At 66.7% G+C, this 25,035-nt stretch carries 27 protein-coding genes, 1 tRNA gene and 4 pseudogenes; 8 read left to right on the plus strand and 24 right to left on the minus strand.

Going from position 1 to position 25,035, the window contains the following annotated elements; all coding sequences use genetic code 11:
- Positions 1-2: 2 nt before the first annotated feature.
- Positions 3-857 (plus strand): phytanoyl-CoA dioxygenase family protein, encoded by an 855-nt coding sequence (locus G6N13_RS22380; RefSeq protein ID WP_163700667.1) that lies wholly within the window; start codon positions 3-5, stop codon positions 855-857.
- 1 nt (position 858) lies between these two features.
- Here G6N13_RS22380 and G6N13_RS22385 read toward each other — a convergent pair.
- The 4 genes and pseudogenes from G6N13_RS22385 to ruvC all read right to left on the minus strand — a co-directional run.
- Positions 859-1,062: pseudogene (locus G6N13_RS22385) on the minus strand (DUF1304 family protein); the annotation flags it as partial.
- A gap of 5 nt (positions 1,063-1,067) precedes the next feature.
- Entirely contained in the window at positions 1,068-2,135 is a 1,068-nt protein-coding gene (gene ruvB / locus G6N13_RS22390; protein WP_163700672.1) for a Holliday junction branch migration DNA helicase RuvB, read from the minus strand.
- Positions 2,132-2,725 (minus strand): Holliday junction branch migration protein RuvA, encoded by a 594-nt coding sequence (gene ruvA, locus G6N13_RS22395; protein WP_163700675.1) that lies wholly within the window; start codon positions 2,723-2,725, stop codon positions 2,132-2,134. Before ruvA ends, ruvB begins: the two co-directional genes overlap by 4 nt.
- Complete coding sequence (ruvC, locus tag G6N13_RS22400) at positions 2,722-3,300, minus strand: crossover junction endodeoxyribonuclease RuvC (RefSeq protein WP_163700678.1); 579 nt, start codon at positions 3,298-3,300, stop codon at positions 2,722-2,724. Before ruvC ends, ruvA begins: the two co-directional genes overlap by 4 nt.
- Positions 3,301-3,502: 202 nt before the next feature.
- On the opposite strand from ruvC, the gene G6N13_RS22405 reads away from it, so the two are divergent.
- Positions 3,503-3,757, plus strand: coding sequence for a TetR/AcrR family transcriptional regulator C-terminal ligand-binding domain-containing protein (locus G6N13_RS22405; RefSeq protein WP_163700680.1), 255 nt, complete (start codon positions 3,503-3,505; stop codon positions 3,755-3,757).
- Here the strand turns inward: G6N13_RS22405 and G6N13_RS22410 are convergent.
- The 4 genes and pseudogenes from G6N13_RS22410 to G6N13_RS22425 all read right to left on the minus strand — a co-directional run bounded on the left by G6N13_RS22410 (position 3,732) and on the right by G6N13_RS22425 (position 5,085).
- The gene (locus tag G6N13_RS22410) at positions 3,732-3,884 is read right to left on the minus strand and encodes a hypothetical protein (protein WP_163694302.1); all 153 of its coding nucleotides are present in this window, start codon (positions 3,882-3,884) and stop codon (positions 3,732-3,734) included. The genes G6N13_RS22405 and G6N13_RS22410 overlap by 26 nt on opposite strands.
- A 7-nt stretch (positions 3,885-3,891) precedes the next feature.
- Positions 3,892-4,644 (minus strand): YebC/PmpR family DNA-binding transcriptional regulator, encoded by a 753-nt coding sequence (locus G6N13_RS22415; protein WP_163700683.1) that lies wholly within the window; start codon positions 4,642-4,644, stop codon positions 3,892-3,894.
- An 88-nt stretch (positions 4,645-4,732) separates the two neighbouring features.
- Positions 4,733-4,958 (minus strand): annotated as a pseudogene (locus G6N13_RS22420) (ABC transporter permease); the annotation flags it as partial.
- 54 nt (positions 4,959-5,012) lie between these two features.
- Positions 5,013-5,085, minus strand: a tRNA-Asn gene (locus tag G6N13_RS22425).
- A 152-nt stretch (positions 5,086-5,237) separates the two neighbouring features.
- Here G6N13_RS22425 and G6N13_RS22430 point away from each other — a divergent pair.
- Positions 5,238-5,489, plus strand: a complete 252-nt coding sequence (locus G6N13_RS22430) for a hypothetical protein (protein WP_163702437.1) — start codon at positions 5,238-5,240, stop codon at positions 5,487-5,489.
- A 91-nt stretch (positions 5,490-5,580) separates the two neighbouring features.
- Here G6N13_RS22430 and G6N13_RS22435 read toward each other — a convergent pair whose 3' ends face one another.
- The 3 genes from G6N13_RS22435 to G6N13_RS22445 are packed head-to-tail and all read right to left on the minus strand — an operon-like array spanning position 5,581 to position 9,205.
- Positions 5,581-5,892, minus strand: a complete 312-nt coding sequence (locus G6N13_RS22435) for a DUF7155 family protein (RefSeq protein ID WP_163700686.1) — start codon at positions 5,890-5,892, stop codon at positions 5,581-5,583.
- Between the two features lie 55 nt (positions 5,893-5,947).
- Complete coding sequence (gene dnaG, locus G6N13_RS22440) at positions 5,948-7,882, minus strand: DNA primase (RefSeq protein WP_163700689.1); 1,935 nt, start codon at positions 7,880-7,882, stop codon at positions 5,948-5,950.
- A gap of 9 nt (positions 7,883-7,891) precedes the next feature.
- Positions 7,892-9,205, minus strand: coding sequence for a deoxyguanosinetriphosphate triphosphohydrolase (locus G6N13_RS22445; protein WP_407663808.1), 1,314 nt, complete (start codon positions 9,203-9,205; stop codon positions 7,892-7,894).
- Here G6N13_RS22445 and G6N13_RS22450 point away from each other — a divergent pair.
- Positions 9,204-11,219, plus strand: a complete 2,016-nt coding sequence (locus G6N13_RS22450) for a TPM domain-containing protein (protein ID WP_163700696.1) — start codon at positions 9,204-9,206, stop codon at positions 11,217-11,219. The two genes, G6N13_RS22445 and G6N13_RS22450, sit on opposite strands and share 2 nt — an antisense overlap.
- On the opposite strand, the gene G6N13_RS22455 is transcribed toward G6N13_RS22450, so the two are convergent.
- Positions 11,216-12,598: a glycine--tRNA ligase gene (locus G6N13_RS22455; protein ID WP_163700700.1), complete on the minus strand. Its 1,383-nt coding sequence runs from the start codon at positions 12,596-12,598 to the stop codon at positions 11,216-11,218. The genes G6N13_RS22450 and G6N13_RS22455 overlap by 4 nt on opposite strands.
- Before the next feature lie 146 nt (positions 12,599-12,744).
- Between G6N13_RS22455 and G6N13_RS22460 the strand changes: the two genes are divergently transcribed.
- Both G6N13_RS22460 and G6N13_RS22465 read left to right on the plus strand, forming a co-directional pair.
- Positions 12,745-13,077 carry an ArsR/SmtB family transcription factor gene (locus G6N13_RS22460; RefSeq protein ID WP_163700703.1) on the plus strand — a complete coding sequence of 111 codons (333 nt, stop codon included), beginning with the start codon at positions 12,745-12,747 and terminating at the stop codon, positions 13,075-13,077.
- Entirely contained in the window at positions 13,074-13,496 is a 423-nt protein-coding gene (locus tag G6N13_RS22465; protein ID WP_163700706.1) for a Fur family transcriptional regulator, read from the plus strand. Before G6N13_RS22460 ends, G6N13_RS22465 begins: the two co-directional genes overlap by 4 nt.
- A gap of 4 nt (positions 13,497-13,500) precedes the next feature.
- Here G6N13_RS22465 and G6N13_RS22470 read toward each other — a convergent pair whose 3' ends face one another.
- Genes G6N13_RS22470 through recO form a run of 3 tightly spaced genes read right to left on the minus strand, consistent with a single transcriptional unit; the run spans position 13,501 to position 15,585 of the window.
- Positions 13,501-13,845, minus strand: a complete 345-nt coding sequence (locus tag G6N13_RS22470; RefSeq protein ID WP_235678114.1) for a hypothetical protein — start codon at positions 13,843-13,845, stop codon at positions 13,501-13,503.
- A 44-nt stretch (positions 13,846-13,889) separates the two neighbouring features.
- On the minus strand, positions 13,890-14,804 hold the full coding sequence (locus tag G6N13_RS22475; RefSeq protein WP_179965039.1) for a decaprenyl diphosphate synthase: 915 nt from the start codon (positions 14,802-14,804) through the stop codon (positions 13,890-13,892).
- Positions 14,764-15,585 carry a DNA repair protein RecO gene (recO, locus tag G6N13_RS22480; protein ID WP_163700712.1) on the minus strand — a complete coding sequence of 274 codons (822 nt, stop codon included), beginning with the start codon at positions 15,583-15,585 and terminating at the stop codon, positions 14,764-14,766. Before recO ends, G6N13_RS22475 begins: the two co-directional genes overlap by 41 nt.
- Positions 15,586-15,712: 127 nt before the next feature.
- Here recO and G6N13_RS22485 point away from each other — a divergent pair.
- Positions 15,713-15,979, plus strand: a pseudogene (locus G6N13_RS22485) (amidase family protein); the annotation flags it as partial.
- A gap of 191 nt (positions 15,980-16,170) precedes the next feature.
- Here G6N13_RS22485 and era read toward each other — a convergent pair.
- The 7 genes from era to G6N13_RS22525 all read right to left on the minus strand — a co-directional run bounded on the left by era (position 16,171) and on the right by G6N13_RS22525 (position 22,105).
- Positions 16,171-17,073 carry a GTPase Era gene (gene era / locus G6N13_RS22495; protein WP_163700714.1) on the minus strand — a complete coding sequence of 301 codons (903 nt, stop codon included), beginning with the start codon at positions 17,071-17,073 and terminating at the stop codon, positions 16,171-16,173.
- The gene (locus G6N13_RS22500; protein ID WP_163700718.1) at positions 17,070-17,390 is read right to left on the minus strand and encodes a cytidine deaminase-like protein; all 321 of its coding nucleotides are present in this window, start codon (positions 17,388-17,390) and stop codon (positions 17,070-17,072) included. Before G6N13_RS22500 ends, era begins: the two co-directional genes overlap by 4 nt.
- Positions 17,383-18,675, minus strand: a complete 1,293-nt coding sequence (locus G6N13_RS22505; RefSeq protein ID WP_163700721.1) for a hemolysin family protein — start codon at positions 18,673-18,675, stop codon at positions 17,383-17,385. The genes G6N13_RS22500 and G6N13_RS22505 overlap by 8 nt, the downstream gene beginning before the upstream one ends.
- A complete protein-coding gene (gene ybeY / locus G6N13_RS22510) occupies positions 18,672-19,208 on the minus strand; it encodes an rRNA maturation RNase YbeY (RefSeq protein ID WP_163700724.1) in 537 nt (178 codons plus the stop codon). The genes G6N13_RS22505 and ybeY overlap by 4 nt, the downstream gene beginning before the upstream one ends.
- Before the next feature lie 15 nt (positions 19,209-19,223).
- Positions 19,224-20,243 carry a PhoH family protein gene (locus tag G6N13_RS22515; RefSeq protein ID WP_407663811.1) on the minus strand — a complete coding sequence of 340 codons (1,020 nt, stop codon included), beginning with the start codon at positions 20,241-20,243 and terminating at the stop codon, positions 19,224-19,226.
- A gap of 222 nt (positions 20,244-20,465) precedes the next feature.
- Positions 20,466-20,870, minus strand: coding sequence for a nuclear transport factor 2 family protein (locus tag G6N13_RS22520; protein ID WP_163700730.1), 405 nt, complete (start codon positions 20,868-20,870; stop codon positions 20,466-20,468).
- Positions 20,867-22,105, minus strand: coding sequence for a cytochrome P450 (locus G6N13_RS22525; RefSeq protein WP_163700734.1), 1,239 nt, complete (start codon positions 22,103-22,105; stop codon positions 20,867-20,869). Before G6N13_RS22525 ends, G6N13_RS22520 begins: the two co-directional genes overlap by 4 nt.
- Before the next feature lie 240 nt (positions 22,106-22,345).
- Here G6N13_RS22525 and G6N13_RS22530 point away from each other — a divergent pair.
- A pseudogene (locus G6N13_RS22530) lies at positions 22,346-23,140 on the plus strand (LuxR C-terminal-related transcriptional regulator); the annotation flags it as partial.
- Here G6N13_RS22530 and G6N13_RS22535 read toward each other — a convergent pair.
- Both G6N13_RS22535 and dnaJ read right to left on the minus strand, forming a co-directional pair.
- The gene (locus G6N13_RS22535) at positions 23,137-23,886 is read right to left on the minus strand and encodes a 16S rRNA (uracil(1498)-N(3))-methyltransferase (protein ID WP_163700737.1); all 750 of its coding nucleotides are present in this window, start codon (positions 23,884-23,886) and stop codon (positions 23,137-23,139) included. The pseudogene G6N13_RS22530 and the gene G6N13_RS22535 overlap by 4 nt on opposite strands.
- A 4-nt stretch (positions 23,887-23,890) precedes the next feature.
- On the minus strand, positions 23,891-25,033 hold the full coding sequence (dnaJ, locus tag G6N13_RS22540) for a molecular chaperone DnaJ (protein WP_163700739.1): 1,143 nt from the start codon (positions 25,031-25,033) through the stop codon (positions 23,891-23,893).
- Positions 25,034-25,035 lie beyond the last annotated feature (2 nt).

Raw genomic sequence — 25,035 nt, forward strand, 5'->3', positions numbered from 1 at the left:
CCATGGCGCACAACGTAGTTCGTGTCGACAACGTCGAAGATCTCTATACCGATATCGCCGGGACCTACCGATCGACCGCCACCGCAACAGCGCCGGGAGAGCACGTCGACTCCGATCTGGCCGCCCTCGAGCGTGACGGCTACGTTGTCCTCGAAGGCCTCCTGACGGCGCAGGCCTGTCGGGATATCGGCACCGCGGTGGACCCACTGCTCGGGCCGGTCGGCCGAAATGCCTTCGAGGGCTTACACACTCAGCGGGCCTACAGCCTGTTGACCAAGACCCGGGGTTGCGACGGGATCGTCGAGCATCCGCGGGTGCTGGCACTGCTCGATCGGCTGTTGCTGCCCAACTATCTGTTGTCCCAGCTCCAGGCCATCCGGATCAACGCCGGAGAATCGGCCCAGTTCCTGCATTTCGACGACGGCATGTATCCGGTCCCGCGCCCACGCCCGGCGTTGAGCGTGGCGACGATCTGGGCGATCACCGATTTCACCGCGGATAACGGTGCCACCGTCGTCATTCCGGGCAGCCACCACTGGGATGACGACCGCAGACCCACCGACGCCGACCAACAGGTCAGCGTTGTGATGCCGGCCGGGTCGGTGGTGTTCTTCGCCGGCACGCTGTGGCATGGCGGCGGCGCCAACCGCACGGATGACCAGAGCCGGCTGGCCGTGACCGCGCAGTATTGCGAGCCGTGGCTACGCCCGCAGGAGGCGTTCACGCTGTCGACACCGCCCGCGACGGTGCGGACCGTATCGGAGAACATCCGCCGGATGCTCGGCTACAGCATCCATCCGCCGTTCATGGGCATGGTGGACGGCATGCACCCCAAACGGATCCTGGGGATCAGATGATGGCGATGACCAGCAACACGACAGCAGCGGCGAGCATCGATCCGACGCCGGCGAACACCAGTGCCGCACCGATCGCATTGTCTCCCATGATGATTGCGACAATGCCGATGACGCTGACGATCGCCAGGAACAGGTTGTAGAAGCCCTGATTGAGGGCCATCAGTGTGGTGGTCTGCGCCTCCTCGGCGGTGGTGCCGAACGGGGCTCCCATCATTCGAAAAGACCGGACTGACCTAGTCCGCTGGCCCGCGGCGGTGGCACCACGCCGAGGTGAGTCCAGGCTAGCGGCGTGGCCACCCGGCCGCGGGGAGTCCGCGCGATCATGCCCGCGCGGACCAGAAACGGCTCGCACACCTCCTCGACGGTAGTGGCTTCCTCCCCCACCGCGACCGCGAGGGTGGACACCCCGACTGGACCGCCGCCGAAGCTTTTGGTCAGCGCCGTGAGCACCGCGCGGTCGAGCCGGTCCAGGCCAAGTTCGTCGACGTCGTAGACCGCCAGCGCGGCCTTGGCGATATCGCGGGTGATCACGCCGTCGGCACGCACCTCGGCGTAGTCACGCACGCGCCGCAACAGCCGGTTGGCGATACGTGGTGTGCCGCGCGACCGCCGGGCGATCTCGGCGCCGGCCTCGGCACCCACCTCGATGCCGAGGATGCCCCCCGAGCGGGCGAGCACGCGCTCCAATTCGAAGGGCTCATAGAAGTCCATATGGGCGGTGAACCCGAAGCGGTCGCGCAGCGGCCCGGTCAGCGCGCCGGACCGCGTGGTGGCACCGACCAAGGTGAAGGGCGCGACCTCCAGTGGAATCGACGTCGCCCCAGGGCCTTTGCCGACGACGACATCGACCCGAAAGTCCTCCATCGCCAGGTACAACATTTCCTCGGCGGGCCTGGCGATGCGGTGGATCTCGTCGATGAACAGCACATCGTGCTCGACGAGGTTGCTCAGCATCGCCGCCAGGTCGCCCGCTCGTTCCAAAGCGGGCCCGGAGGTGATGCGCAGCGAGGTGCCCAGTTCGGCGGCGATGATCATCGCCAGTGATGTTTTGCCCAGGCCGGGCGGGCCGGACAGCAGGATGTGATCCGGTGTGCCGCCGCGATTCTTGGCGCCTTCCAGAACCAGCTGCAGCTGTTCGCGCACCCGCGGCTGGCCGATGAATTCGCGCAGCGACCGGGGCCGCAGGCTGGCGTCGATATCGCCTTCACCGACGGTCAGCGCCGGCGAGACATCGCGTTCGAGTTCGTCGCCCTCGTCTTCGTCGTCGAACCGGCTCACTTGGTCTTCCCCAATAGTGACAGCGCCGCGCGCAGCGCGCTCTGCGTATTCGCATCCGGGTCAGCGGCGAGCACCTTGTCGGTGGCTTCCTCGGCTTGCTTGGCCGCAAAGCCAAGTCCGACAAGGGCTTCCACCACCGGTGCGCGCACCGCGTGCCCGGTGGCCGCGGACAGGCCAGCACCGCCGGGGACCGCGCCGATCTTGTCCCGCAGCTCCAGCACCATGCGTTCGGCACCACGCTTGCCGATGCCGGGCACCCGCGTCAGGGCGGTCACGTCACCGTCGGCCAAGGCCTGGCGCAGCGCGTTCGCGTCGTAGACCGCCAGCGTCGCCAGCGCGATCTTCGGACCGACCCCGGACACCCCGAGCAGTGTCGAGAACAGGTCGCGCGCATCGGAATCGGCGAAGCCGTAGAGCGTCTGGGAGTCCTCCCGCACGATCATCGCGGTGATCAGCCGGGCCTCGGTACCGCGGCGCAGCGTCCCCAGCGTGGCGGGGGTGACCATGATCTTGTAGCCGACGCCAGCGGCCTCGATGACCACGTGGTCGAGGGCGATGTCGAGGACTTCACCGCGCACCGAGGCGATCATGTCGCGCTCCGCGTCATCGGCTTGCGCGCGGCCTTCAGGCGGGCTTGATAGGCGCGTTGTTGTTCGGCGGCCATCGCCTCGGCCTGCGCCATCCGGGCGATCATCGGGGCGCGCCAACAGTGGCAGATCGCCAGAGCCAGCGCGTCGGCGGCGTCCGCCGGCGTCGGCTTCTGCTGTAACTGCAGGATCCGGGTGACCATCGCGGTGACCTGTGCCTTGTCTGCCCGGCCGTTACCGGTGACGGCGGCCTTGACCTCGCTGGGGGTGTGGAAATGTACGTCGATATCGCGGCGGGCGGCCGCCAGCGCGATCACTCCGGCGGCTTGGGCGGTGCCCATCGCGGTGTTGGCGTTCTGGTTGGCGAAGACCCGCTCGATCGCGATCACATCGGGCAGGTGGGTGCCCATCCAGTGGTCGACGGTGTCGCTGATCGTCATCAGCCGAAGCTGCAGCGGCTGCTCGGCCGGAGTGCGCACGACGTCGACATCCAGCGCGGTGACCTGCCGGCCACCGCGGCTCTCGATCACCGACAGACCGCAGCGCGTCAACCCTGGGTCGACTCCCATCACCCGCACGGATCGCCCTTTCCGACTACGAACAGCTGTTCGATAACAGTAGCGGGCCGGGGTGACGGGATCGGTCATGACACGCCACGCGGATCGCTGAGCAGTGGCTATCGTCAGACCATGAGCGGCCCCGACGCGTTCCACCCCGATCTGTCCGGGCCGACCCCGCAGCGAACAGTCGCGCTCAGCGGTGGTCCGTGCGACCTCTGAGATGCAGGCCGACTCCCCCGACCCCGAGGTGGCCGACGAGTTGCGGGATGGGGTGATTCGCTCACGGCGCGCGGTGCTGGAGACGGTCTGGGACCGCGGGGTGGCGCGGAGCGAACTGCGTGCCGACATCGACCGCGATATCGCGATCGGAGCCGAACCCGTCGCTCTATCCGTTCCTGCTAGGCGGCGGGCTGATCATCCACGACGGGTCAGGCCACGGGATGCGCTGATCAGGCCTCGGGCGCATATTGGGTGACGGCGCTTTCCTGCATTGCGCGGGCGAGCGCATCGAGTGTGGCGAAGCCGGACTCCCAGGGCGACGCATCGAACCACCAGCGTCGCACCGACCAGGTGACCCCGTTGGGGTCGGTCACATCAGCCATGCCGAGCTCACTCCTCGATCTCGGCGAGGACCGCGTCGGAGATATCGGCATTGGTGTACACGTCCTGCACGTCATCGCTGTCCTCCAGCGCGTCGACGAGCTTCATGATCTTGCGGGCGCCGTCGGCGTCCAGCGGCACCGTCACCGACGCCTGGAAACCGGCCTCGGCGGAGTCGTAGTCGATGCCTGCGTCCTGCAGGGCGGTGCGCACCGCGACCAGATCGGTCGGCTCGGAGATCACCTCGAAGCTCTCGCCGAGATCGTTGACCTCTTCGGCACCGGCATCCAGGACCGCCATCAGGATGTCGTCCTCGGACTGGCCGTTCTTGTCCAGGATGACGACACCCTTGCGGGAGAACAGGTACGACACCGAACCCGGGTCGGCCATATTGCCGCCGTTGCGGGTCATCGCCACACGGACTTCACCGGCGGCGCGGTTGCGGTTGTCGGTCAGGCATTCGATCAGCACCGCGACACCGTTGGGCCCGTAGCCCTCGTACATGATCGTCTGCCAGTCGGCGCCACCGGCTTCTTCACCAGCGCCACGCTTGCGGGCGCGCTCGATATTGTCGTTGGGGACCGAGGTCTTCTTGGCCTTCTGAATGGCGTCGTACAGGGTGGGGTTACCCCCGGGGTCACCGCCACCGGTACGCGCCGCAACCTCGATGTTCTTGATCAGCCGGGCGAACTCCTTGCCGCGGCGCGCATCCTTGACGGCCTTCTGGTGTTTGGTTGTAGCCCACTTGGAATGGCCGCTCATCGGGTTCTTCTCCGTACTTTCCGTCCTGCCATAACCCGACGAGTCTACTGGTCGGCGCCAGCCATGAAGCTAACCCAGGCGGCCACGCCCTGATTCGACCGCCCAGTGCGAGGCGGGCGAGGAGATCGCGCAGGTAGCCGACGACGCCGATCACCAAAACGACGGCCACTCCCTGGCCATACGCGAGCGGATCGCGGGCGTTGAAAATCTGGTAGCCCAACCCCGAGCGAACTCCGAGCATTTGCGCGGGCACCATAACCACCCCACGCGATGCCCAGCGCCAGCCGCAGACTCGTCTGAATGTGGCCGCGGATAACTCAGGCCGTCTAATCCGGGCAACCACCAGCTAGACGGCTATTTTTCTACTGCTCCCCCGCTTGGACTCGAACCAAGAACCGTCCGATTAACAGTCGGAAGCTCTGCCAATTGAGCTACAGGGGACTATCTACTTCCCGCGAAAGCGCGCTTGCGCTGATGCGGACCGGAAGGTGACTCTAGCTTATCGAACACCCCCGACGCCAAACCGGTGGAGGGGCGCCAACCCCGCCGGGTCAGGCAGGATGGTGGAGCAGAGTTTCGACGAAGGGAATGCAGTGATCCAATATCTGGCCGTGCTCGGAGTGGGCTATGTGTTGGGCACCAAGGCCGGACGCAAGCGCTATGAGCAGATTGTCGGCACCTACCGCGCACTGACGGACAATCCCGCCACCAAGACCGTGATCGACGCCGGGCGCCGCAAGCTCGCCGACCGCGTGTCGCCGGATCCCGATCCGAAGATGGTCACGCTGACCGAGATAGACGCCGAAACCACCGTGGTTGAACCACGGCGGTCGGAAACGCAATAACTCAGGCTCACGAGGCCAGAATCGACCTCATGGTCGTAGATCGCGCGAAGTTACCGCCCACACGTCGATCTCGAGGGTGTACGGAGAAGAACTAGCCCAACGGGATGCTGATGGTCTGACCTGGCAACAGCGGCCCGGTGCTGATACCGACACCGCCACCGGGCATCGAACCGGCGGTGGGGCCAAAGACGCCGAGCTGCGGGGTGCCCACGCTGACGTTGTTGTTCGAGTAGCTCAGGCACTGGCCGTCGCCCCGCGAGCCGAACCACGCCAGGCAGGTGCCGCCGGGGTTCGCCGAGGCGGTCGGGGCAGTCAGTTCAGCCAGGACCGTAACCGCAGCCGCAGCCACGACGAGCGCGCCAGCGGCGGCGAAACGGCGGGCACGGGTGTTCGCGGTAGTCATATCTGACCTTTCGCTTAAGACAGGCAGTTCGTTAACCATAACCCGCCGACTGGTCTCACGCAGTGAGGTCGTCGCCGCTAGCCTGCTCGAGCAGGCTGCGCCGATATGCCTCCAGCGCCACCAAGTCGCCGAACAGCGCGTGGTATTCGTCTCCGTGATCCACCGGCGATATCCGCTGCAGCTTGGACTTCACCTCGGCGACCTGTCGGCCCACCCAGACCTCTTGCAGCCGAGCGAGCACACTGCCGATGTACCGGGGCAGTTTTTCCTCGTCTTCGATCCGGACGCTCTCGACGCTGAGTTCGGAGATCAGGCCTGCCGTCGCCGGGGCACCGCTCTGTTCACGCACCGTATCGATCCACTGACCACCGGTCAGGCCCGACGACGTCCCACCCGCGGTCTCGATCGCGTTGCGCACCGCGGCATAGCCGGGATGGGTAAAGCACTCAACAGCCAGCGAGTCGAACACCGGCCCGGCTAGTACGGGGTGTTGCAGGGCAGCTTTGAGCGCCTCGCGCTGCGGTCGAAGCGTCGGATCCCGGGGGTCGGGACGGTGGGCTCCATGGTCGGCAGCGGCCGCGGGCCGTCCGGCGGCCGGGCGCCGGTTGTCGCCGCGCGCCCCGGGTTTGTGGCCGGCTTCCTCGCGCACCCGTGCGATCACCTGGGCGACGTCGTCCCAGCCGACCCAGCCGGCGAGCTGGCGGGCGTACTCGTCGCGCAACGTGGGGTCCTTGATCTGAGCGACCATCGGAGAACAGCGGCGCAACGCCGCCACCCGCCCCTCGGCCATGTCCAGGTCGTGCTCGGCCAGCGCGGTGCGAATGGCGAACTCGAACAACGGCGTACGCCGGGCCACCAGATCGCGCAGCGCCGTGTCACCCTGCGCCAGCCGCAGATCGCACGGATCCATCCCGTCGGCCGCGACAGCCACGAAGCTCTGGCCGGCAAGGTTTTGTTCGCCCGCGAATGCCTTGAGCGCGGCGGCTCGACCGGCCGCGTCACCGTCGAACACGTAGATCAGTTCGCCGCGAAAGAACTTGTCGTCCATCATCAGTCGCCGCAGCATGGACAGGTGCTCGTCGCCGAACGCAGTACCGCACGAGGCGACTGCGGTGGTCACCCCGGCCAGGTGCATGGCCATCACGTCGGTGTACCCCTCGACGACGACGGCCTGATGCCCCTTGGCGATATCCCGCTTGGCCAGATCGATGCCGAACAAGACATTGGACTTCTTGTACAGCACAGTCTCTGGGGTGTTGACGTACTTCGCTTCCATCTGGTCGTCGTCGAAAATCCGGCGTGCGCCGAAGCCGACGGTCTCGCCGCTGGCGCTGCGGATCGGCCACAGCAGCCTGCGGTGGAAGCGGTCCATCGGTCCGCGCCTGCCTTCGCGGGACAATCCGGCGGCTTCAAGTTCCTTGAACTCGAAGCCTTTTCGGATCAAATGCTTGGTCAGCGAATCCCAACCCGACGGCGCGAAGCCACAACCGAACTGTTTAGCCACCGCAGCGTCGAAGTTGCGCTCGGTGAGGTACTTCCTGGCTGGCGCGGCCTCCTCGGATTCCAGTGCGGCCGCGTAGAACTGCTGCGCGGCGGCGTTGGCGGCGGTCAGCCGGCTCCGGCTTCCCCGGTCACGCTGGACGCTGGTGCCACCACCGCTGTAGGTCACGGTGTAGCCGATACGGTCCGCCAGCATCTCAACGGCCTCGACAAAGCTGACGTGTTCGATCTTCAGGATGAACGCGTAAACGTCGCCGCCCTCGCCGCAGCCGAAACAGTGGAAGTGGCCATGGTTGGGGCGCACGTGGAACGACGGCGACTTCTCGTCGTGGAAGGGACACAGGCCCTTCATCGAATCGGCGCCGGCCCGGCGCAACTGGACGTAGTCGCCGACGACGTCTTCGATAGGAACCTGTTCCCGGATGGCAGCGATATCGCGGTCGGAGATACGACCCTTTCGGTCGCCACCCGCGCTCACCGCTCCCGCCATCGGCACAGTCTAGAGCCCAGGGACACCGGCCTTGTGCGCGTCGATGCGCTCCAGCCGGCCTTCGGTGAATGATGCGATCTGATCGACGACAACCCGCATGCGGGCGGCATCGTCGGCCGCGGCGCTGAACTCGGGGGCGAACACCGGGTCCAACGTCGCCGGCGCGCCATCCAGCAGCCAGTCCGCGACGTCGTGGATGCGTTCGCGCTGTCGTCCCTGCAGTTCGAGGTGGCGCGGATCGGACATGATGAATTGCAGTGCCAGTGTCTTGAGCAGCGCGACCTCGGCACGCACCGTGGCAGGCACCTGCAGATCCGCCCGGTAGCGCACCAGCGGCTGCGGCCCGGCCAGCTCGTGGGTCAGGCGCACCGCCGCCGAGGCGAACCGGCCCACCAGCTCACTGGTCAGCCGCTTGAGTGCGACTGACGCCGTGAGAGTCCCGTCGTACTTGCCGACCCCGGCCACCACCGGCAGCTCGGAGAGCCGCCGGGCGGCGGCCTCCAGATCGCCGGCACTCACGCCGCTGGACTCCCCCAGCCTGCCCAACGCCGCCGCCGCATCGTCATCGGCCAGCACCCGCAGGTCGATGCGGCCCGACACCACACCGTCCTCGACATCGTGCACCGAGTAGGCGACGTCATCGGCCCAATCCATGACCTGGGATTCCAGGCACGGACGCTGTGCCGCCGCGCTGCCGCGCACCCACTCGGCCAGCGCCCGGTCGTCGGAGTAGAACCCGAATTTCCGCCCGCGCTCACCGCGGAACCACGGGTACTTCGTCACCGCGTCCAACCCGGCCCTGGTCAGGTTCAGGCCGACGCTACGACCTTGTTCGTCAAGCACTTTCGGCTCGATCCGAGTCAAGATCCGGAAGTTCTGGGCATTGCCCTCGAAACCGCCACAGGCCGCCGCGAACTCGTCGAGTGCGCGTTCGCCGTTGTGACCGTAGGGCGGGTGACCGATGTCGTGAGCCAGCCCGGCCATATCCACCAAGTCGGGATCGCAGCCCAGCGGCAGCGCCATTCCCCGCCCGATCTGGGCGACCTCCAGCGAGTGGGTCAGCCGGGTGCGCGGGTTCTCACTCTCGCGGGGCCCGACCACCTGGGTCTTGTCGGCCAGCCGGCGCAGGGCAGCACAGTGCAGGACGCGCGCCCGGTCGCGGGCGAACTCGGTGCGGTGTTCGGTCGACGTACCGGGCAGCCCGGCAGTCTTCGGCGGTTCGTGCACCACCCGCTCACGGTCGGCCTCGTCGTAGTGGCCGTGCTCATTCGTCGTCACCGAGGCATAGTCTGCCAGCCCGACAGCACTACATTTGACACTCATGCGCCTCGCTCGTGTGCTCAGCCTGCTCGCGGCCATCCTCACCGCCGCCACCCTGGTGGCACCGGCCGCGGTCGCCGAGCCGCCACTGCGGCTGCCGGACTACGTGACCGACAACGCCGGAGCCCTCAGCGGCGGCCAGCTCGCGAATGTGCAGCAAGCGGTCGACACGCTCTACCGCGACCGACACGTGCGGCTCTGGGTGGTCTACGTCGCCTCGTTTGCCCCCAAGACCGCGGTGGGATGGACCGATGCGACCCGTCAGCTCAGCGATCTCGGCGATCAGGACGCGATCCTGGCGATCGCGACCGAGCAGCGCTCGTACGCCTTCCTGGTGCCGTCAGCAGCGGCCAGTGGTGCCACCTCGGCCCAGGTGGACAACCTCCGGGTGAACAAGGTCGAGCCGGCACTGCATAGCAGCGACTGGGCGGGTGCGGCGATCGCGGCCGCCAACGGGCTTGCGGGGCTGGGCACCAGCAGCGGCAGGTCCGGCGGGTTTTCGTTGGTTCCGCTGCTGATCATCGTGGCCGTGATTCTGGTCGGGGTCGCGGCGCTGCTGCTGTGGAGCCGCCGGCGCCGAAACAAGCGGCACGAAGCCGAGGTCGCGGCCGCCAAGCGGGTCGACCCGACCGACCCCGACGCGCTGGCCGCGGTGCCCCTCGACGCCCTCGACGAGCTGTCCCGGTCGATCGTCGTCGATGTCGACAACGCCGTGCGCACCAGCTCCAACGAATTGGCTTTGGCTGAAGATGAATTCGGCCAACAGCAGGCGGATCGGTTCAACCGGGCAGTGGACAACGCCAAAGCCACGCTTCAGCAAGCCTTCACCGTGCGCCAACAACTCGACGATGCGATCCCTGAAACACCGGCCCAGCGCCGCGACCTGCTCACCCGGGTCGTGGTCGCCGCCGCGCGCGCCAACCGCGACCTGGACGCGCAGACCGAAGCGTTCCATGAACTCCGGGATCTGGTCATCAACGCACCCGACCGGCTCGACGTGCTGACCCAGAAACTAGTGGACATCAGCGCCCGCATCGATCCCGCGCAGACGACACTCACGCAGCTGCACAGCGAGTTCGCCGATACCGCACTGGCTTCGGTGGCGCGCAATGTCGCCGCCGCCAAAGAGCGGCTGGACTTTGCCGACCAATCGATCAGCCGTGCCCGCGAGTTGGTGGCCAAGCCGGTCGCTGGCGAACAGAACGAACTGGTCGATTGTGTACGCGCCACGGAATCGGCTCTGCAGCAGGCCGGTTCGATGCTCGACGCGGTGGACAGCGCGGCCACCGATATCCGGCGTGCGGTGGCCGCCTTACCCTCGGCGATCGCCGACACCCAGCAGGGCATCAACCAGGCCGTGGCCCAGCTGACCCAGGGCGGGCTGTCCGATACCGACGAGCTGACGGCGGCGCGTGACGCCGCGGTCAAAGCGGTGGCGGCCGCGCAAACCGATGGGACCGCAGACCCGCTGGGGGCTTTCACCGAACTGACCCAGGCCGACGCGGACCTCGATCGACTACTGGCCAGCGTGGCCGATGAGCGCGATACGGCGGAGCGACTCGGGCGGTCCTTCGATCAGGCCCTGTTCACCGCGCAGTCGCGGGTGCGGTCGGTATCGGACTACATCGACACCCGCCGCGGCAGTATCGGCCCCGAGGCACGGACCCGGCTCAACGAAGCCGTGCGGCAGCTCGAGGCCGCGCAGGCCAAGCAGAAGTCCAACGTCACCGAGGCGATCGCCCGCGCCAATGGCGCGTCCATGCTGGCGGCTCAGGCCCAGCAGCTGGCCAACAACGACGTCCAATCCGCCCAGCGGACGTATATGAATCACTATGGCAGAGTAGGTGGTTCGTCGAATATGGGCGCGGTGATCGGCGGGATCATCCTCGGCAACATTCTGTCCGGCGGTATGCGCGGCGGATTCGGCGGTGGCGGTGGCGGTGGGTGGACATCGAGCACCTACGGTGGATCGTCCGGCGGTGGCGGCGATATGTTCGGCGGCGGGGGCCGCTTCTAACCCTTGAGCCGGGTGGCCAGGTAGTCGACGACCGAGTCGATACCGATGCGTTCCTGCGTCATCTCGTCGCGTTCGCGCACGGTGACCGCATGATCGTCGAGCGTGTCGAAATCGACTGTCACGCAATACGGTGTGCCGATCTCGTCCTGGCGCCGATAGCGCCGGCCAATCGCACCGGCGTCGTCGAACTCGATGTTCCAGTACTTGCGCAACTCCGCAGCCAGATCCTTGGCCTTCGGGGTGAGATCGGCGTGCCGGGACAGCGGCAGCACAGCGGCTTTGACCGGGGCCAGCCGGGGATCCAGCCGCAGCACCGTACGCTTGTCCACCCCGCCCTTGGCGTTGGGCGCCTCGTCCTCGGCATAGGCGTCGACGAGAAACGCCATGAACGAACGGGTAAGTCCCGCTGCGGGTTCGATGACATAGGGGACGTAGCGGGTGTCAGCGGCCTGGTCGTAGAACGACAGATCGGTGCCGGAATGCTCCGAATGCGTCTTGAGGTCGAAGTCGGTGCGGTTGGCGATACCTTCGAGCTCGCCCCACGGGTTGCCCTGAAAACCGAACTTGTACTCGATATCGGTGGTGCCCGCCGAGTAGTGCGACAGCTTCTCCTTGGGATGCTCGAAGAGCCTGAGGTTATCGCGCTCGATGCCGAGATCGATGTACCACTGCAGCCGGGTGTCGATCCAGTATTGGTGCCACTGCGGTGCGGTGTCGGGTTCGACGAAGAACTCCATCTCCATCTGCTCGAACTCACGGGTGCGGAAGATGAAGTTGCCCGGGGTGATCTCGTTGCGGAAGCTCTTGCCGATCTGGCCGATACCGAATGGCGGCTTCTTACGAGAGGTCGTCACCACGTTGGCGAAGTTGACAAAGATGCCCTGAGCGGTCTCGGGCCGCAGGTAGTGCATCCCTTCCTCGGCTTCGATCGGGCCGAGGTAGGTCTTGAGCATCATGTTGAATTCGCGGGGCTCGGTCCACTGGCCCTTGGTGCCGCAATCCGGGCAGACGATTTCGGTCATCGCGACCGACTCGGGATCCGCGATTCCCTTCTTCTCGGCGTACGCCTCCTGAAGGTGGTCCTGACGATGCCGCTTGTGGCAGTTGAGGCACTCGATGAGCGGATCGTTGAAGACCTCGACGTGGCCGGAAGCGACCCATACCTCGCGCGGCAAGATGATCGAGCTGTCCAGGCCGACGACGTCATCACGGCCGGTCACCACCGAGCGCCACCACTGGCGTTTGATGTTCTCCTTGAGTTCCACGCCTAACGGGCCGTAGTCCCAGGCTGACTTGGTGCCGCCGTAGATCTCGCCGGCTGGATAGACCAACCCGCGACGCTTGGCCAGATTGACGACGGAATCGATGACGGACGCCACGATGGGTGTCACTCCTTAGTCGATGTGCGGACAGGCAATAGCCGTACAGCTTAACGACCCGCGAAACCAACTTTTGACATGCGTGAACGTGCATGGAAAAGTGGGCAGCAAGTGGAAATGGTTCCCAATAATGTGGAGGTGACGATATGACCGCCCCCGCCCCCAGCCGAGTCGACGAACCCTCCTCGCCACGAGCCGACATCCTGGAGCGCGCCGGTGAGCTGCTGCGCGCGCTGGCGGCACCAGTACGCATCGCGATCGTGTTGCAGCTGCGGGAGTCCCAGCGCTGCGTGCACGAGCTCGTCGACGCGCTCGACGTGCCCCAGCCGCTGGTCAGCCAGCACCTGCGAATCTTGAAGGCCGCCGGGGTGGTGGCCGGCGAACGTTCTGGACGCGAAGTGATGTACCGGCTGGTCGATGATCACTTGGTCGAGATCGTCGTCGCCGCAGTCAGCCACGCCGGCGAGGAACACGCGTGACCGGAGCCAAAATCGTTGCGCGCGCCGCCGCGACCGGGGTGCGCGCCACCCGTCAGCGGGCGGCGATCATCGCGCTGCTCGACACCGTCGACGAATTCCATTCGGCTCAGGAGCTGCACGACGAGCTGCGCCGTCGCGGCGAGAACATCGGGCTCACCACGGTGTACCGGACACTGCAGTCATTGTCGGCGGCCAATCTGGTGGACATGGTGCGCACCGACACCGGGGAGTCGATGTATCGCCGCTGCGAAGGCGATGACCATCACCATCACCTGGTGTGCCGACGCTGCGGCGCCACCGTGGAGGTCAGCGGCCGCGAGGTCGAGGCGTGGGCCGCCGAAGTCGCTGAGGTACACGGGTTTTCGGACGTGAGCCACACCATCGAACTGTTCGGCACCTGCAGGCAGTGCCGGGGCTGAGCTGCTAATCCACGATGGCGTGGCGGGCGGCGGCGCCGCCCGCGAGCACCATCAACACCAACGTCTGCAGCGCTGTATCGGGTAGTCCCTCGCCGGGAAAGTTATAGCGCAGCATCGCATCCCCACGCTTACCGGTCTGCTGCACAAGCGCCACGGTGCCCAGCATCGTCGACTCTGCTTGGGTGGCAATCCGTCTACGCAGTTCGGCGTCGACGGGCAGATCCCAGGCCAGTACCTGTGTCACCGACACCATCTCGATATCGTCGGCGATCATGACCGACCGCAGTGAGGCGAACGTCCCTTCGTAGCGAACCGTGATCGCACCATCGGGTTCCACCTCGACGGGCATGACCGCGGCCAGCGCCTCGGCCAGCCTGGCCGCCAGTTCCACGGTCAGGCCCGGCCGAATCGGCGGTTTCGCTCGGCGTACTCTTCACACGCCGCCCACAGATCCCGCCGGTCGTAATCGGGCCAAAGTTTGTCCTGGAACACGTATTCGGCGTAGGCGGACTGCCAGAGCATGAAGTTGCTCGCCCGCTGCTCCCCCGATGTCCTGATGAACAGGTCGACATCAGGAATGTCGGGCCGGTGCAGGTATTCCCCGATCGTGGCCTCGTTCACCCGTTCCGGATCGACCCGACCGGCTGCCACGTCACGCGCGATTTGCTTTGTCGCCTCGGCGATTTCGGCCCGCCCGCCGTAGTTGACGCAGTAGTTGACCGTGATCACGTCATTGCCAACGGTCATGTTCTCGGCGATGTCGAATTCCTTGATCACGCTGCGCCACATCCGCGCGCGCGACCCCACCCAGCGCATGTTGACGCCCATGGCGTCGAGGTTCTCGCGGCGCCGGCGCACAACCTCACGATTGAAGCCCATCAGGAAGCGCACCTCTTCGGTACTGCGTCGCCAATTCTCGGTAGAGAACGCATACACCGACAGATGCTGGATGCCGATCTCGATGGCCCCGCAGGTGATGTCGATCAGCACCGCCTCACCCATCTTGTGGCCCTCGGTGCGGCCCAGCCCGCGCTGGGTGGCCCAGCGTCCGTTGCCGTCCATCACGACGGCAACGTGCTTGGGCATCTGGTCGGCCGGGATGGCCGGCGGCACGGCTTTCGACGTGTGCTGGGGCGGACGGCGCGGTCCGCCGCCGGGTGCCGGCGGCAAGTCGGGGAACACCACTGGCCACACCGAGGTGTCGGGGAACACCGGGTAGTCGTCGGGCGCGGGCGCGAGCTGCGGAAAGCGGTCTTTCCGCTTGCGCTCAGCCCCCCGCCACGAGCTGGTTACCCGGTTCATCGCCATGGGTTTCATCCTGCCTGAACATCTCCTTAACGTGGTCAGCGGGCCGCCGGTAGACCCGCTCCACCAGCGGCAAGGTGCGCAGCTGGCGCTCCAGGTGCCATTGCAGATGCGCAGCTACCAGCCCACTGGCGTGACTGCGATGCGACACCGACGACGCCTCAGCCGCCTCCCAGTCACCATCGTGCAGCGCCGACATCAGATCGAGCACCGCCTGCGGCGGCGTGGTCGAGCCGGACGGGCGGCAATGTATGCAGACACTGCCACCAGCGGCGATGTGGAAAGCGCGGTGCGGGCCGGGTGCCGCACAGCGAGCACACTCGATCAGTGCCGGCGCCCAGCCTGCGATGCCCATGGCCCGCAGCAGGTAGGCGTCCAGGACCAGTTCACGGGGCCGCGTTCCGTCGGCCACCGCCCGCAGCGCGCCGACCGTGAGCCGGTGCAACGCCGGCGCGGGGGCGCGCTCCTCGCCGGCGAGCCGCTCGGCGGTTTCCAGGACCGCACACGCGCTGGTGTAGCGGCCGTAGTCGCTGACGATGTCGGTGGCGAAAGCGTCGATGGACACCACCTGGGTGACGATGTCCAGATTGCGGCCGGGATGCAACTGGACGTCGATATGCGCGAACGGCTCCAGCCGGGAGCCGAATTTGCTGCGGGTCCGGCGCACGCCCTTGGCGACTGCACGGACCAGACCATGGTCGCGGGTCAGCAGGGTGACAATGCGATCTGCTTCACCGAGCTTGTGCTGGCGCAGCACAACAGCCCGATCCCGATACAACCGCATCCGAGTAGTCTCCCACCGCAATGCGACATAAGCGCGGACGCGCGCCGTTAGTCTCGACGTCGCCATGACAGCTCACGCGAATCTGAGCACGCCGCCCCACCATCGGCGAGCAGCTCTATGCGCTGGCCGAAGCCGCCGACGCCGAGCGACGCCGCGCCGCCGGAGAGCAGGTGCCGCTGCTAGGAATCCCGATCGCCTCGGCGCAGGCACCACCGACCGCACGATGATCGCAGACTGCCCGGTGACCTTCCCGTGGAACATGCTGGGCTGGCCGTCGATCAACATCCCGGCCGGCTTCACCGCCGACGGGCTGCCCATCGGCGTTCAGTTGATGGGCCCGTCCACCAGCGGTCCGCTGCTGATCTCGCTGGCGGCCGAACTGGAGGCGATCAACGATCGCCTCGACGGTCATATCGGCCAGCGGCGGGAATGCCTGAACGTAGCGGCACAGCGCCATCCCGAGCACCTGCGAGGGGAGCAGCCCCGCCCGGATCGTGGCCTTCTCGTACCCGGCAGGGACCCGCGGTCCGTCACACACTGGCGACGCGCCTGTCCGGGCTGGACGAACGCTGAGAGCACCGACATCTAAAACCCAAGCTTCCCAAGCTGTTTGGGGTCACGCTGCCAGTTCTTGGCGATCTTGACCCGCAGGTCGAGGTAGACCTTGGTGCCCAGCAGCTTCTCGATCTGCGTGCGGGCCACTGTCCCAACTTCTTTGAGGCGGGCCCCACCCTTGCCGATCACGATGCCCTTCTGGCTGTCCCGCTCGACATAGAGCACCGCGCGCACATCGATCAGGTCATCGCGGTCGGGACGATCTTCGATCTCCTCGATCACCACAGCCAGCGAGTGCGGCAGCTCATCGCGCACGCCTTCCAGCGCGGCCTCGCGGATCAGCTCGGCCATGAGCACTTCTTCGGGTTCGTCGGTGAGCTCCCCGTCGGGATAGAACGCCGGGCCGGGCGGCAGCTGGGCGGCCAGCACCTCGGTGAGGACGTCGACCTGGTCGCCCCGGGTCGCCGAGACTGGCACGATCTCGGCGGCGGTGTCGCCGACGAGTTCATCAACGGCCATCAGCTGTGCGGCCACCCGGTCCTTGGCGACCTTGTCGATCTTGGTGACGACGACGACGAGCGTAGTCCTGGGCGCCACCTCGCGAATCTGCTCGTAGATCCACCGGTCGCCGGGCCCGATCGCCTCGTCGGCGGGGATGCACAGCCCAATGACATCGACTTGGGAGTATGTGTCACGCACCAGGTCGTTGAGCCGCTTGCCCAGCAGCGTGCGTGGCCGGTGCAGGCCGGGGGTGTCGACGAGCACGATCTGGAAGTCGGGGCGATGGACGATGCCGCGGATGGTGTGCCGGGTGGTCTGCGGCTGGTTAGCCGTGATCGCCACCTTGGCACCGACCAGCGCGTTGGTCAGTGTCGACTTGCCGGTGTTGGGGCGACCCACCAAACAGACGAAGCCGGAACGGAATTCGCTCACTGGGGCGCTCCTGAGCGATCGGTCACGATGATCACCGCGGAGGGCGAGAGTTCTCGAAAGGCGGCGACACCGTTGTCGTCGGCCGAACCGCCGACCAGCACCGCGGCCTCGAAACCCGTTGCCCCACTGGATACCGCCGCGGCGATGGCGGCCTGCAGGCCGGTCAGCCGTAACGCCGACAGGGTAACCGGCGCGCCCGCGTAGGTGCGGCCGTCGAGGTCGCGCACCGCCGCCCCCTCGGGTGTTTCCGCGCGCCCCATCGCGCCGCGCGCGAGCACCACCAGTTTGGCGTCTTCGGCCTCCAGCGCCTCACTCATCTTGGTCGCCTTCCTCGATGTCAGTTCGGCTTACCAGCACGGTGCCGATACGAAGCCGGCCGCGATGATCCCGGCCGCCCTCGGCGACCAGCCGCAGCCCGTGCGACACCACCTCGGCGCCGGGCAGCGGGATCCTACCGAGTTCGAGGGCCAGCAATCCGCCGACGGTGTCGACGTCCAGATCGTCGGCGAACTCGACGTCGTAGAGTTCGCCGACGTCTTCGATCGGCAGCCGAGCCGATACCCGGAACTTGTTGTCGCCCAGCTTTTCCACCGGCGCGACCTCGTCGTGGTCGTACTCATCGGCGATCTCGCCGACTATCTCTTCCAGCACGTCCTCGATAGTCACCAGCCCGGCGATCGCGCCGTATTCATCGACCAGCAGCGCCATATGGTTGCGGTCGCGCTGCATTTCGCGCAGTAGATCGTCCAGCGGTTTGGAATCCGGCACGAAGACCGCCGAGCGCATGATTTCCGAAACCTTCGTGCCACGACCGCTGTCGGACGAGTTGTAAGTGCGCTGGACGAGGTCTTTGAGATAGACGACGCCGACGACGTCGTCGACGTTCTCGCCGATCACCGGGATGCGGGAATAGCCGCTGCGCACCGCCAGCGATGTCGCTTGGCTTGCGGTCTTGTCGTTTTCGATCCACACCATCTCGGTGCGCGGGACCATCACCTCCCGCGCGGCGGTGTCACCGAGTTCGAACACCGACTGGATCATCCGGCGCTCGTCGTCGGCCACCACGCCGCGCTGCTGCGCCAGGTCGACCACTTCGCGCAGCTCGATCTCGGAAGCGAACGGCCCGTTGCGGAAACCGCGGCCCGGGGTCAGTGCGTTGCCGAGCACGATGAGTAGCCGGCTGATCGGAGTCAGCAGGACCGAGATCGCCTGCAGCGGAACCGCTGACGTCAGCGCGATGGTGTAGGCGTTCTGCCTGCCGATCGTGCGCGGCCCCACGCCCATGGCAACGAAGCTGGCGACCGTCATGATCGCGGCCGCCGCCACCAGCGCCCATTTCAGACCGAGGCCATCCCACAGGAAAGCGACCAGCAACACCGTCGCGGCCGCTTCGCACGCAATGCGCAGCAGTACAACAAGATTGATATAGCGGGGCCGCTCGGCCATGATCCTGGCCAATCGCAACGCGCCCGGGCGCTCGTCGCGCACCAGTTCCTCGACCCGCGCGATCGACACCGTGCTGATGGCGGCGTCGATCGCGGCGAACAAACCACCCAGCGCAATCAGCGCAATCGCGCCGAGAAGCGCGCTCCAGCCCGTCACGGTTCGTCGAAGAACTGTGACTTGTCGAGCAGTCGACGATCTCGCTCGATCTGTCGATCCTGGTGATAGGCCTGGACCTGCTCGGCGACCCACTCCTCGAGCAGTGTGCGCTGTAGGTCGAACATCTCTTTCTCCTCGTCCGGCTCGGCGTGGTCGTAGCCGAGCAGGTGCAGCACACCGTGCACCGTCAGCAGCGCCAGCTCCTGGCCGAGACTGTGACCCGCCGCGGTGGCCTGGTCGGCGGCGAACTGCGGGCACAGCACGATATCGCCGAGCATGGATGGCCCCGGCTCAGGCGCATCCGGGCGCCCGCCGGGCTCGAGCTCGTCCATCGGGAAGCTCATCACGTCGGTGGGACCGGGCAGGTCCATCCAGCGCATGTGCAGATCGGCCATCGCATTGGTGTCGAGCAACACCATCGACAGTTCAGCGGCCGGGTTGACGTCCATCCGGCGAATCACGAAGCGCGCGACGCTGATCAGTTCCTCTTCGGAAACGTCGAGGCCGGATTCGTTGGAAACCTCGATAGTCATATGTTCTCCTCGCCCCTAACGCCGCGTCGAACGACGCTGGGAGCGGTTCATCAGGCCGGGCTGCTGCTCGGCTTTGGCGTAGGCGTCGACGATCTCCGACACCAGTCGGTGACGCACGACGTCGGCGCTGGTGAGTTCGGAAAAGTGGATATCGTCGATTCCGTCCAGGACGTCCATCGCCGCACGCAGGCCGGATCTCGCGCCGCCGGGCAGATCGACCTGAGTGATATCACCGGTGACGACGATCTTGGATCCGAAGCCCAGCCGGGTGAGGAACATCTTCATCTGTTCGGCGGTCGTGTTCTGCGCCTCGTCGAGAATGATGAACGCGTCATTGAGCGAGCGGCCGCGCATGAAGGCTAGGGGCGCCACCTCGATCACGCCGGAGGCCAACAGGTTCGGGATCGCGGTCGGATCCATCATGTCGTGCAGAGCGTCATACAGCGGCCGCAGGTAAGGGTCGATCTTCTCAGTCAGCGTGCCGGGGAGGAAGCCAAGACGCTCACCGGCTTCCACGGCGGGGCGGGTCAGGATGATCCGGGTGACCTGTTTGGTCTGCAGCGCGTTGACGGCCTTGGCCATCGCCAGGTAGGTCTTACCGGTACCTGCCGGTCCAATGCCGAACACGATGGTGTGGGCGTCGATAGCGTCGACGTAGCGCTTCTGGTTCAGCGTCTTGGGCCGAATTGTCTTACCGCGCCGGGACAGAATGTCCAGGGTCAGCACCTCGGCCGGCGACTCGTTATCGGCGCCGGCGACCATCCCGATGCTGTGCCGTACCGCATCCGCAGACAGTGTCTGACCGCCGGCGACGATCGCGATCAATTCGGAGATCACCCGCTCGGCCATCGCGACGTCAGCGGCCTCACCGGACAGGGTGACGGTATTTCCTCGGACGTGCAGGTCGGCTGACAGGCTGCGTTCGAGTGCGCGCAAGTTTTCGTCGGCGGAACCCAGCAGGCCCACGACGAGGTCGGGCGGAACAGTCATGCTGCTGCGCACTTGCGAGGCAGCGGTCGTCTCGCGGGAAGCCACGTGGTCTTCGAAGCCTGCTTTCTGGAGATCGGGCGAATTGGCCGGTTGGTTCATCGTACCGCCGGGCCGTGACCGGGTGAAGTCGTCAGCGCCTGGGCGCTGGCACGTATGCCCACCAGCAGGACATCCAGCGCACGATCGCAGTCCGCCGTCGCCGACGACCGCTGGCTCACCTCGGCCAGGGCGGCGAGCCGATGATGCCGACCGCACGGCTCTGAGGAGCTATTCGCGGGTGAACGCCTGGTGGGTGAGTGCGGAGTTCATGAAGTCCCGGAAGTGCAGCCACTTGCCGCCGCGCAGCGCGATGATGTGGGCGAACTCCGACTCCCAGAGGTGCCCGGTGGCTGGCCGCAGGAACTTCTGATGGCCCCAGACCGCGAGGTTGTCGCCGTCTTCGATGAACAGCCATGGTTCCATCGCCACGATCTGGACATGGCTGCCCACCGTGCTGAAGAACTCGACGGCTTTCGCAATACCCTGGTAGTCACCGGCGTACGGGATGGCGTCGCTGCCGTAGTAGGTGATCCGGACCTCCGAATCCATATGGCTCAGCGCGGTTTCCAGATCACCGGCGGGAACCGCGGCATAGATCGCCTTAGTGGCAGCGACGTTGGCGCTCTCGGTCATCGGGTGAGCTGCAGCGGCAGGCGGACGAAACCGTGGGTGAGCAGGCTGGCGGTCTGGCGCACACCCGGCTCCTCGGACAGGCCGATCACCGAGTAGCAGTCCAGTACCGCGTTCACGACCGAGCCCACCTCCAGCCGGGCCAGCGGTGCCCCCAGGCAGAAGTGCAGGCCGTGGCCGAACGCCAGATGCTGGCGGATATTCGGGCGGTCCAGATCCAGGCGTTCGGGATCCTCGAATACGGCCGGGTCGTGGTTGGCCGAGCCGAAGAACAACGCCACCCACTCCCCCTTCTTGATCTGCGCGCCATCGATCTCGACGTCGCGGGTCGCGATGCGGAACAACCGTTGCGGCCCAGTCAGTCTGGCCACCTCCTCGATGAAGGTGCTCACCAGCGACCGGTCCGCCCGCAGCCGGGCGGTCACCGCGGGCTCACACGCCATGGCGTGCACGACACTGCCGATCAGGTAGGTCGTCGTCTCGCTGCCGGCCACCACCAGCGTCACGCAGAGCCGCACGATCTGCTCCGGGGTGAGACGCTCGCCGTCGAGTTCAGCCCGCAGCAGCGCCGAGATCAGATCCTCGGCGTCCTCCACATCCTGCGAATCATCAAGGTGCGCACTGTGTTCGATGACACGCTCGGTGAACGCCTGCACCATCTCCATATTGCTGGCCATCCGCTCCTCGGGTGTCATCGTCGACGACAGCATGAAGGCGTTGGCCCAGTTCTTGAACCGGACGTGGTCGCCGTCGGGTAGGCCGAGCAAGCGCACCATCGCACGGGTGGGCACCTCGTCGGCGAACTCCATGACATCGGGATCGCCATCGTGGCCGCGGGCATCGAAATCGGCCAGCAGCACCGGCACGAGTTCGCCGAGCCAGTTCTCGAGCCGGCGGATGCGCCGCGGCGAGAACGCCTGGCTGACCAGTTTGCGCTCGCCGGTGTGTGCGGGCGGATCGGTGTTGACCAGCATCAGGCTCGGTGCCGAGGACGCCTCCTGGATCGGGTCACGGGAGGAGAATGTCTCGCCGTCGCGAGCCGCAGCGAGGACCTGATCATGGCGGAACAATGCCCACGCGGTGACCGGCTCATCGGCGCCGGGCACGGTCCGCGGTGGCCAGTCCTGGTAGCCCGCCACCGGCGAGCAATCCCGCAGTTGCTCGAAGAGCGGATACGGGTTCGCGATCCCCTCCGGAGTGGTCAGCAAGTGGAGTGCAGAAGCGGTGGTCGACGTCATATCAACAGCCTCGATGCTGGTGGGGGGACTAGTCGATCTCCCGATGGAGGTCAGTTGCGCCCCCGACCGGGCGGTTTTGCCACTGGCACCGGCTCAGTGGTGAGACGATCGGCTCACTGTGACCGCCACCACTGACGCTCTTGACTCGCTTGCCGTGACCGCGCGCGTCGACGGTAATCACCCCGGCTGGGCCTCCAAAGAACCGCCGACCAGTGCGGTGACCCGCCGCTACGACGAGGCGTGCCGGAAGGGCTCTCGAAATTGCGCGGCATCGATGAGGTCGCCAAGATCGTCGACCGCGCGCCACGTGAACTCGTCGAGTCGTGCGGATTCGACCGGGCGGTGCTGTTCCGCGTCCACGAGGGCCGAATGATGATGGAAGCGGCATACTTCGGCGAGGACGCCGAGGGTGCCGAGAAGATGGTCGCCTTCGCCCAGTCCGTCGCACCGCCGCTGGACCACATGCTGCTCGAAACGCAAATGATCCGACGCCACGCACCGGAAATCGTGCGGGACGCGCAAAACGATCTCCGGGTGAACCGCCCGATCATTGATTTCTCGCTGACCCACTCCGATGTCGCGGCCCCGGTCATGCCGACTGGCAAGGTGATCGGCTTCCTGCACGCCGACCGGCTGTACTCCGGGCGCACCGTGCTGATGGAACGGATGCGCCGCCAGCATGCCGAGGTGCGCAGCGCGCCGGCCACCGCCGAGCAGGCCGCCCAAGCATTGCAGGATGCGGACCTGGAACTGCGGAAAGTCGAACCGGCAGAACGCAGCCCGGCGAGCCGCCGGCTGGCCGAGGTCGAGTCGCGGGTGCATGACATGCTGACCCGCCGCGAAGCCGAGGTGCTGCGGCTGATGGCCGACGGGCGCACCAACCAGCAGATCGCCGACGAGTTGGTGATCACCCCGGGCACGGTGAAATCTCATGTGAAACGGGTGCTGCGAAAGCTGCACGCCAGCAACCGCGCCGAGGCCGCGTCGATCTACGCGCGCCTGGCCGCCCGGCCCGATCCGGCCCACTCGGCCTAAAGCGCCCAGCGCGGCGTCAGTACCCCCAGCGCGCCCAGTGCCACTGCCGCGGCGGTGGTGGTGCGCAGCACCGTGGGGCCGAGCCGGACTGCGGCGGCACCGGCCTCCACCAGCGCGGCGAGTTCGCCGTCGCTGATCCCGCCTTCGGGACCCACGATCAACATGATCGAATTTGCTTGTGCCACAGGTAGTTCAGTCAGCGGCCGGTCGGCTGACTCGTGCAGCGCGAGCACCAGAGCACCTACTCCGACGCGCTCGGCGACCTGCGCGACCAGTGCGGCCGACACCACCGGCCCGGTGATGTCCGGGATGTGGGCGCGCCGTGACTGCCGCGCGGCCGAGCGTGACACCGCCCGCCAGCGGCGCAGGCCCTTCTCCGCCCGCTCGCCGTCCCAGCGCGCGACGCACCGATCCGCCTGCCAAGCGATGAAATCGTCGGCACCGGCCTCGGTGGCCAATTCGATCGCGAGCTCGGAGCGTTCCGATTTCGGGATACCTTGTGCGACAGTCACCGTCGGGGACGGGCGGGGGGCCGTCCAGCGCTCGAACACCCGGGCGGAGAATCCGCGCTTGCTGGTTTCCTCGACCTCGCAGCGACCCAGGGTGCCCGCGCCGTCGGAGAGCACCAGCGTTTCACCAGGACGGATGCGCCGCACCGTCGCGGCGTGGAAGCCTTCGTCGCCCTCGACGACCGCGAACTGCCCGACCGCCGGGATGGCGTCGGCGTAGAACAGGGTGTCGGCCAACGCCTCAGCGGCCGCTGAAGGTCTCGCGCAGCCGGTTGAACAGACCGCCGGAATTGGCGGCGCCGGCGTGCGTGGACTTGACCTCGGGCTCGGCGTGGCTGCGGGTCTTGAACTCGCTGAGCAATTCCTTGGCCCGCGCGTCAAGCTTGCCGGGGACCGTCACTTCGATGTGCGCGTGCAGGTTCCCCCGGACGCCCGAACGCAGATGCGGCATGCCGTGTCCGCGCAGCGTTGTCACCGATCCCGGCTGCGTGCCCGGCGCAATCGTGATCTCGGTGAGCCCGTCGAGGATGCCGTCGACGGTGACCGAGGTGCCGAGGGCGGCGTCGACCATCGGCACCGAGACAGTGAAATGCAGGTCGTCACCGTCGCGCACGAAGACCTCGTGCTGCTGCTCGTGGACCTCGACGTAGAGGTCGCCCGCCGGGCCACCGCCCGGGCCGACCTCACCCTGTGCGGTCAACCGGACCCGCATACCGTCGCCGACACCGGCCGGGATCTTGACGCTGATATCGCGGCGGGCCCGCACGCGGCCGTCACCGCCGCACCGGTGACACGGGTCGGGAATAACCTCACCGACACCGCGGCAGGTCGGGCAGGGACGTGAGGTCATCACCTGACCGAGCAGCGAACGCTGCACGGTCTGCACCTCGCCGCGGCCGCCACAGGTATCGCAAGCGACCGGGGTGGAGTCGCCGTGGGTCCCCTTGCCCTGGCAGATATCGCACAGGATGGCGGTGTCGACGGTGACCTGCTTGGTCACGCCGGTCGCGCACTCGGACAGGTCCAGGCGCATGCGCAGCAGCGAGTCCGAACCGGGCCGCACCCGACCGGCGGGGCCGCGCGTTGAGCCGCCACCGCCGAAGAACGCCTCGAACACATCACCCAGACCGCCAAAGCCGCTGAACCCGTTGGCCGCGCCGCCCGCGCTTTCCAGCGGGTCGCCGCCCAGATCGACGATGCGGCGCTTTTCCGGATCGGACAACACCTCGTAGGCGGCGCTGATCTCCTTGAACCGATGCTGGGCGGCCTCGTCGGGATTGACGTCGGGATGCAACTCGCGGGCCAGCTTGCGGTAGGCGCGTTTGATCTCCTGATCGCTGGCGCCCTGGCTCACTCCCAGTAAGCCGTAGTAGTCCCTTGCCACAC

The sequence above is a fragment of the Mycolicibacterium sarraceniae genome (assembly GCF_010731875.1).
In the GTDB taxonomy this organism is placed as follows: domain Bacteria; phylum Actinomycetota; class Actinomycetes; order Mycobacteriales; family Mycobacteriaceae; genus Mycobacterium; species Mycobacterium sarraceniae.